The sequence below is a fragment of the Peribacillus sp. SIMBA_075 genome (genome assembly GCF_046534585.1).
The window spans coordinates 1-272 of record NZ_JAWRYN010000611.1; the positions used below are offsets into that span (position 1 = coordinate 1).

Annotated in this window: 1 protein-coding gene; it reads right to left on the reverse strand. The window is 44.9% G+C overall.

Annotation, left to right across the window (positions count from 1 at the left end; all coding sequences use genetic code 11):
* Positions 1–272, reverse strand: a 272-nt coding sequence (locus tag SB775_RS29620) for a CNNM domain-containing protein (RefSeq protein ID WP_410864810.1), incomplete at both ends; no start/stop codon positions are given.

The following is a 272-nucleotide window of genomic DNA, read 5'->3' on the forward strand; positions in this document are numbered from 1 at the left end:
TTCACATATTTGAATTCAGACTGGTTAATTTCGCCGCTCTTATAGCTTTCGGAGAAAAGAATCCGCAATTGTTCTTCAGAGTGCGCCGTGTCATGATCAGATACTTGCTGTAGACCAGACGCTTTCGTTAATAGACGAGCAGATCCATTTAATAACCAAATGAACGGGAACCTCACCTTGTAAAAGCTCATCAGCGGTCTAGCAAAAAGAAGGGCTACTTGCTCAGCCTCTTGAATGGCGAGTGTTTTCGGTGCCAGCTCTCCAACCACAAC